The 7,734-nt window shown below is 67.6% G+C and carries 6 protein-coding genes; 3 read left to right on the top strand and 3 right to left on the bottom strand.

What is annotated here, in order from left to right:
- Positions 1-179: 179 nt before the first annotated feature.
- Entirely contained in the window at positions 180-1,115 is a 936-nt protein-coding gene (locus tag VG561_RS17795; RefSeq protein WP_032956201.1) for an isopenicillin N synthase family dioxygenase, read from the bottom strand.
- A gap of 194 nt (positions 1,116-1,309) precedes the next feature.
- Here VG561_RS17795 and VG561_RS17790 point away from each other — a divergent pair, with 194 nt between their 5' ends.
- Genes VG561_RS17790 through VG561_RS17780 form a run of 3 tightly spaced genes read left to right on the top strand, consistent with a single transcriptional unit; the run spans position 1,310 to position 5,203 of the window.
- A complete protein-coding gene (locus VG561_RS17790) occupies positions 1,310-3,187 on the top strand; it encodes a DUF3413 domain-containing protein (protein ID WP_241887539.1) in 1,878 nt (625 codons plus the stop codon).
- A gap of 20 nt (positions 3,188-3,207) precedes the next feature.
- The gene (locus VG561_RS17785; RefSeq protein ID WP_014647875.1) at positions 3,208-4,353 is read left to right on the top strand and encodes a glycosyltransferase family 4 protein; all 1,146 of its coding nucleotides are present in this window, start codon (positions 3,208-3,210) and stop codon (positions 4,351-4,353) included.
- Positions 4,346-5,203: a polysaccharide deacetylase family protein gene (locus VG561_RS17780; protein ID WP_049407821.1), complete on the top strand. Its 858-nt coding sequence runs from the start codon at positions 4,346-4,348 to the stop codon at positions 5,201-5,203. Before VG561_RS17785 ends, VG561_RS17780 begins: the two co-directional genes overlap by 8 nt.
- A 78-nt stretch (positions 5,204-5,281) precedes the next feature.
- Here VG561_RS17780 and glmM read toward each other — a convergent pair whose 3' ends face one another.
- A complete protein-coding gene (glmM, locus tag VG561_RS17775; RefSeq protein WP_126411209.1) occupies positions 5,282-6,643 on the bottom strand; it encodes a phosphoglucosamine mutase in 1,362 nt (453 codons plus the stop codon).
- Entirely contained in the window at positions 6,643-7,518 is an 876-nt protein-coding gene (gene accD, locus VG561_RS17770) for an acetyl-CoA carboxylase, carboxyltransferase subunit beta (RefSeq protein WP_005410473.1), read from the bottom strand. The genes glmM and accD overlap by 1 nt, the downstream gene beginning before the upstream one ends.
- Between the last annotated feature and the right edge of the window lie 216 nt (positions 7,519-7,734).

Raw genomic sequence — 7,734 nt, 5'->3', positions numbered from 1 at the left:
GGCCAAGCCCCCACGGACGGGTTTACGGCGTCCCCGCCATCCGACACCTCCCCGCCTCCCCACGGAACACCCCAGAGCCGCTTTGGCTTTGGACTTGCCGGCCAGCGGCCGGCACTACCGCGGGTGCAGGGTGCAACCCTGCAAAGAAAAAGGCCGCCTTTCGGCGGCCTCACTTTTCCTTACTTCAGCTTGATCTCGCGCAGGCGTTCCTCGAGGAAGCCGTGGGCGGTGATCGCCTCCGGATACCGGCTCGGGTTCTCCGGAGTGATGCACGAGGGCAGCACGTCGATCAGGAAGTCCGGGTTCGGGTGCAGGAAGAACGGCACCGAGTAGCGCGGCTGGCGCGCCAGGTCACCCGGGGGGTTGACCACGCGGTGGATGGTCGACGGATACACGTGGTTGGTCAGGCGCTGCAGCATGTCGCCGATGTTGACCACGATCGTGTCCGCATCTGACGTAAATGGCACCCACTCGCCGTCATGCGACTGCACTTCCAGGCCTGCGGCACTGGCGCCGACCAGCAGGGTGATGAAGTTGATGTCGCCATGGGCACCGGCACGCACGTTCGGGATGTCGTCAGTGGTGATCGGCGGGTAGTGGATCGGGCGCAGGATCGAGTTGCCGAAGTTGGTCTTGTCGGCGAAGAAGTCTTCCGGCAGGCCAATGTGCAGGGCCAACGCGGACAACACGCGCGACCCCAGGTTGTCCAGCGCCTGATACAGGCCGTAACCGCGCTCACGGAAACCTTCGACCTCGGCCGGCCACAGGTTCGGCGCCATTACGTCCCGGTACTTGGAATCGTCGGCGATCTCGCGGCCGATGTGCCAGAACTCCTTCAGGTCGAAATGCTTGGAGCCCTTGGCGGTTTCCACGCCGAACGGGGTGTAGCCGCGGGCGCCGCCGCTGCCGGCCACGTGGTACTTGCGCTTGACCTCTTCCGGCAGGGCGAAGAAAGCCTTGAAGGCATCGTAGGCCGCGTCGATGTCGGCCTGCGGGATGCCGTGGTTACGGATGCCCGCGAATCCCCATTGGCGGTAGGCCGCGCCCAGCTCGGCCACGAAGGCCTCGCGGTCGCTGTCGAAACGGGTGATGTCGAGGGTGGGGATCTGGCTCACAGCGGTTCCTGGCTTGTCGTTGGGTCTGAGGGGGCCAACGCATTCATGGCCCGCCTGAACATTGTGACAGATCGCCCGGGGGACGCCACTCGATACACGGAAACAAACCGATACAATGCGCGACCCGCGCGCGGAGCAACGCTTCCGTCAGGTTGGCCCCGCCCCTCTCCTGCACCCCCTGAACCTGCCCCACCATGCCCGCAGCTGCCCCTGCCGCCCCTGCCATTGAAGGTTCCGCCCGGCGCTGGCGGCGGCTGGCCTGGTGGTCGCTGTTCATCGTCGGCAATGCGGTACTGGCCGCGGCGATTGCGCTGGGCAATGTACCGCTGCGTGACAATCCGGGCGGCGGCGCCGGCCTGGCCTATCTGGCGGTCGCCCTGCCCGGCCACCTGCTCGCGTTCGGTGCGCTGGCCGGCCTGCTGCCGCTGCTGCTGGGCCTGTGGCCACGCAGCGCGCGTGCGCTGAGCATCAGCGCGGCCGTGCTGCAGGGCCTGTGGCTGTGCCTGCTGCTGGTCGACGCCAAGGTCTTCACCCTGTACCGCTTCCACCTCAATGCCATGGTCGTGAACATGGTGTTCGGCGGCGCCCTGCAGGACCAGGTTGCCCTGTCCTGGAAGACCTGGCTGCAGGTCGGCCTGCTGGTTGCCGCGGTCTTCACCGCCGAGGGCCTGCTGGCCTGGGCGTGCTGGAAACTGCTGCCGGCCGCGCCGCGCCGTCGACGGGTGCTGCAGGCCTGGGCGGTGGTCGCGCTGCTGATGGCCGGCGGCCAGGTCGCCACGGCCTACTACGACGCCCGCGGCGACCGTGATGTGATCGCGCAGTGGAACTACCTGCCGTGGGCGCAGCCGATCACGGCCAAGAGCTTCATGCGGCGCCTGGGCGTGGTCAGCCAACAGCACGCCGGCCTGCCCGACCCGCGCCATGCGCAGCTGCTGTACCCGCTGCATCCGCTGCGCTGCCAGAGCCCACATCGTCCCAACGTACTGATGGTGGTACTGGAGTCGCTGCGCCACGATGTGCTGACACCGCAGCTGATGCCCAACACGTCGACGCTGGCGCAGGATGCGCGCGTCTTCGACCACCATTTCAGCACCGGCAATGCCACCCGCTACGGCCTGTTCGGGCTGCTCTACGGCCTGCCCGGCGGCTATTGGCCGAGCATGCTTGACGAGCAGCGTGGCTCGCAGCTGTTCCAGGTGCTGGGCCAGCAGGGCTACGACCTGCACCTGTACGGCAGTGCGCCGTTGTACAGCCCGGAGTTCGATCGCACGGTGTTCGCCGATGTCCGCGACCAGCTGCACCAGGGGCCGGCAGCGCTGAAGTCAGACGGCCGCGACCGCGCGATCATCAGTGCGCTGCAGCAGGACATCCGCGCCAGCCAGGCCGCGCAGCGCCCGTGGTTCGGCTTCGTGTTCCTCGACTCCACCCATGCGCCCTACCACATGCCCGAGGGCTATCCGGCGGTGGCCACACCGATGGCCGCCGATATCGATTTCCTCAAGTTCGGCCCGGAGCATGACCCGACGCCGGAACTCAACCGCTACCGCACCGCCGTGCACTATGCCGACAGCCTGATCGGCTCGCTGCTGGACGACCTGCGCGCACAGGGCCTGGCCGAGGACACCATCGTGCTGGTCACCGGTGACCATGCCGAAGAGTTCAACGACCTCAAGCTGAACTACTGGGGCCACAACGGCAACTTCTCCGACTATCAGCTGCAGGTCCCGTTCGTGCTGCATTGGCCGGGCAAGGCCGCTGGCCACGACGCACGCACCAGCTCGCACGAAGACTGGGTGCCGACACTGATGCGCCACGCACTGGGTTGCGAGAACGCACTGGCCGATTACAGCACCGGCCAGGACCTGCTGGCCGAGCCGCAGGGCACGCGTGCGCTGGTGGTCGAAAGCTGGTCGCAGCGCGCGGTGCGCCATGGCGATGCCATCTATGTGTTCGACAAGTTCGGCAACGCCACCGCCCTGGACCTGCGCTACCGGCCGCTGCCACAGCAGGCGCCCGATGCGGCCGCCGTACGCACTGCATGGGAAGCGCTGACCCGCTTCCGCAACCGCTGACCCTCAAGGATCGATCCTGCATGAACCGTCCGCTGCGCATCCTGCACACTGAAGCCGCCAAGGGAATGGGCGGGCAGGAGATCTACATCTTCCGCCACATGCAGGTGATGCGCGCGCGTGGCCACGAGGTGGCGCTGCTGTGCCAGCCCGAAGCGCGACTGGCCCAGCTGGCACGCGATGATGGTTTCACCGTGCATACCCTGCGCATGGGTGGCCTGCTGCGCCTGCTGCGCGGCATCTGGTCGGTCTCGCGCCTGGTGCGCCGCGAACGCTATGACGTGGTCAACACCACCAGCCGCCGTGACGCACTGATCGCCGCCGCCGGTGCACGCCTGGGCGGCACGCCGCTGGTGGTGCGCTCGCGCCACCTGATGAGCCCGGTCAACTCGCTGCTGACCTATACCGGCCTGCCGCACCGGGTGCTGACCGTCAGCAGCTTCGTCAAGCAGTTGCTGGCCGCGCGCGGCATTCCGGCCGAACACATCGGTATCGTGCCGCCCATCGCGGTCCCGCCGCGCTGGAGCGAAATCCGCAAGGACGACCCCTGGCAATGCCTGCAGGAGGTACGCGCGGACGTGCGCGCCGAACTCGGCTTCGGCGAACAGGACATCGTGGTCGGTTGCGTGGCGGTGCTGCGCGAACCCAAGGGTCATGCCGACCTGCTGCAGGCGATGGTACCGCTGTGCAAGACGCACCCGAACCTGCACCTGGTGGTGGTCGGCGATGGCCAGCCGGTCATGGACCGGCTGCAGGCGCTGCGCGACGAGCACGGGCTGCAGCAGCAGGTCCATCTGCTCGGCTATCGCGATGGCGCATGCCGGCTGATGGCTGGCTTCGACATCTTCGCGCTGGCATCGCACAAGGAAGCGGCCGGTACCGTCTTCCTGGAGGCCGCCTATGTCGGGGTGCCGATCGTGGCCACGCGGGTGGGTGGCGTGCCGGAGATGGTGGTGGATGGCAGCAATGCGATCCTCACCCGGCTGGGCGACAATGCAGCCCTGACAGGCGCCCTGCGCCTGCTGGTGGACGATCCGGAACGGCGGCGGCAGATGGGCCGCGCCGGGTGGGACTGGATGCGCAGCGCGCACCGGTTCACTCCCGACGGCCACGGTGAGACCACCGAACACTATTACCACCAGTGGCTGAAGGAGCTGGGACATGGCTGATGCCCGAACCGTACCGGTGCTGATGCACCACCACGTCAGTCCGTCGCCGGGCATGATCACCGTGTCACCGGAGAATTTCGAAAGCCAGATCGCGTGGCTGGCCGGCAACGGCTGGACGTCGCTGACACTGGACCAGTACGCCGGCTTCCTGGCCGGCAAGCCGGTGCCGCGCAAGTCGATCGTGATCACCTTCGACGATGGCTACCTGGACAACTGGGTGTATGCGCACCCGATCCTGCAGAAGTACGGCATGCACGCGGTGGTGTTCGTGGTCACCGGCTGGATGGGCGAAGGCCCGGAGCGGCCCCACGCCGGGCTTGCCGGGGCAACGTTGCCTGCCACGCCGGACCATCGCGGCTGCGAAGCGGCGATCTACGAGCAGAACCGCAGCGACGACGTGATGATGCGCTGGAGCGAAGCGCGCGCGGCCATCGCCGCCGGCACCTTCGAAGTGCATTGCCACACCCATACCCACACCCGCTGGCTGCGCCGCGACGACCTGGACCGCGCACAGCGCCGTGCCGGCCTGAGCCACGACCTGGCAGTCTCGCGCGACGTCCTGCAGGACAAGCTTGGCGAGGTGTCCGATACGCTGTGCTGGCCCTACGGCGATTTCGACCAGGACCACATCGAGGTGGCGCGCGAGCACGGCTTCCGCTACCTGCATACCACCCACCCGTTCGGACGCAATGTGGTGGGCGGCGACCCGGAGCGCATCTATCGTTTCGCGATCCGCAACCGCCCGGCCAGCTGGCTGCGAAAACGCATCGCACAGAGCTACAACCCGCTGATCGCACCGCTGTTCAATGGCTTCAAGGCACGCCAGAAGAAGATGGTGCCGGGGCCGTAGGCAACCCACCGCCCTGCCCCTTCAACGAAAACGCCCCGGCATTCCGGGGCGTTTTCGTTGGGCGGATGTGCAGCGGCCTCAGGCGGCGGCTTCACGTACCGCCGCGGACAGTCGATCCAGCGTGTCCTGCATCAGCGTCGCATCATCGGCCTCGACCGTGACCCGCACCACCGGCTCGGTACCGGACGGGCGCAGGAACGCACGGCCACGGCCGGCCACCGACTGCTGCGCGACAGCCAGCGCGGCCTGCACGCTGCCGGCCTGCACCGTGGCCTTGGCCGAGACATTGCCCAGCCGTACGTTGACCGTCTTCTGCGGCACCCGCACCAGTCCTTTCAGCGCCTGGCGCAGGGTCTGCCCGCTGTTGCGCAATGCCACCAGCACCTGCAGCGCGCTGACGATGCCGTCGCCGGTGGTGGCCCGATCCAGGCACAGCAGGTGGCCGGAGGCTTCACCGCCGAGCACGCCGCCGCCTTCCATCAGCGCCTGGTGCACGTAGCGATCGCCGACATTGCTGCGCACGAACGGAATCTGCAGGTCGGCAAATGCCTTCTCGATGCCGTAGTTGCTCATCAGCGTACCGACCACCGGGCCGCGAAGGCGGCCTTCGGCTTTCCATGCACGGGCCAGGATATACAGCAGGTCATCGCCGTCGACCGGGTTGCCCTGGTCGTCGGCCATCAGCACGCGGTCGCCATCCCCATCGAAGGCGATGCCGAGATCGGCGCGGGTTTCGCGGACCTTGGCCGCCAGGTTGTCGATGTGGGTGGAACCCACGCCGGCGTTGATGTTGACGCCGTTGGGCTCGGCACCAATGCCGATCACCTCGGCGCCCAGTTCACGGAACAGCAGCGGCGCGATCTGGTAGGTGGCGCCGTGCGCGCAGTCCAGCACCAGGCGCACGCCACGCAGGTCGAACGCGCGCGGCACGCTGGCCTTGCAGAACTCGATGTAGCGGCCGACCGCTTCGCGCGCACGCGACGCCTTGCCCAGCTTTTCCGATTCGGCGGTGGTGAACGGGATGTCCAGCGCCGCTTCCAGGGCCAGCTCGGTGGCATCGTCGAGCTTCTCGCCCTGGGCGGAGAAGAACTTGATGCCGTTGTCGTAGTGCGGGTTGTGCGAGGCGCTGATGACGATGCCAGCGTCCACGCCAAGCGTACGGGTCAGGAACGCCACCGCCGGGGTCGGCATCGGCCCCAGCAACTGCACGTCCGCACCGGCGGCGACCAGGCCGGCTTCCAGTGCCGCTTCGAACATGTAACCGGAGATGCGGGTGTCCTTGCCGATCACCACGATCGGCCGGCGCCCATCCTGGCCGCGCTGGTCGACCAGGACACGGCCCAGGGCGTTGCCCAGGCGCAGCACGAAGTCGGCCGAGATCACGCCCTGGCCGACCCGTCCACGGATGCCATCAGTACCGAAGTACTTGCGGCCTCCCATCAAGCCACCTCCGGCGCCGGCTGACGGCCCAGCATTGCCAGCAGATCGGACAGGCGGTCGCGCATTTCGCGACGGTCGCAGATCTGGTCGATGGCGCCGTGCTCCAGCAGGAATTCCGAGCGCTGGAAGCCTTCCGGCAGCTTCTCGCGCACGGTCTGCTCGATCACGCGCGGGCCGGCGAAGCCGATCAGCGCCTGCGGCTCGGCGATGTTGATGTCACCCAGCATCGCGAAGGAAGCCGACACGCCGCCGGTGGTCGGATGGGTCAGCACCGAGATGTACGGCAGGCCGGCTTCACGCAGCTTGCCCAGCGCGGCCGAGGTCTTGGCCATCTGCATCAGCGAGAACAGGCCTTCCTGCATGCGGGCGCCACCGCTCTGCGAGAAGCACACGTAGGGCGCACCGATCTCGACCGCGGTTTCCGCGGCCAGTGCGAAACGCTCGCCGACCACCGAGCCCATCGAGCCGCCCATGAAGGCGAAGTCGAACGACGATGCCACCAGCGCACGGCCCTTGAGCAGGCCGCGCATGGCGATCAGCGCGTCGTACTCGCCGGTGTTCTTCTGCGCGATCTTGATGCGCTCGCTGTACTTCTTCTGGTCCTTGAACTTGAGCAGGTCGGTCGGCCCCAGGCGCGCACCGATCTCGGTGGTGCTGTCGGCATCGAACAGGGCGGCCAGGCGCGCACGCGCACGGATCGCCATGTGATGGCCGCACTTCGGGCAGACTTCCAGGTTCTCTTCCAGTTCCGGACGGTACAACGCGCTGCCGCAGTTGCTGCACTTTTCCCACAGGCCCTCGGGGACACTGCGCTTCTTGCTGGGGGTGTTGTCGGTGCGGATGCCGGACGGCATCAACTTGCTGAGCCAACTCATGCGGGAGGACACTTCCGTTCAGGGCGGCCCGGGGGCCGCAAAGGCGGACAGTCTAGCTCCGCTTTCCCCGCCCGTGCACCCCCTTGCCAGCCACGGGGCAGCCGGAAAAAACCATGCTGGGACGTACGTTTAGGTGCTGGGGCGGTGCCCACCGCTGGCCGGCAGCCCTTGCGTGCAGACCGATGGGTAGTGCCGGCCGCTGGCCGGCAGCCCTTG

Origin of the sequence: Stenotrophomonas sp. CASM110 (assembly GCF_049384345.1) — a bacterium.
Lineage (GTDB): Bacteria > Pseudomonadota > Gammaproteobacteria > Xanthomonadales > Xanthomonadaceae > Stenotrophomonas > Stenotrophomonas muris.
This window is presented reverse-complemented; position numbering and strand designations above follow the sequence as displayed.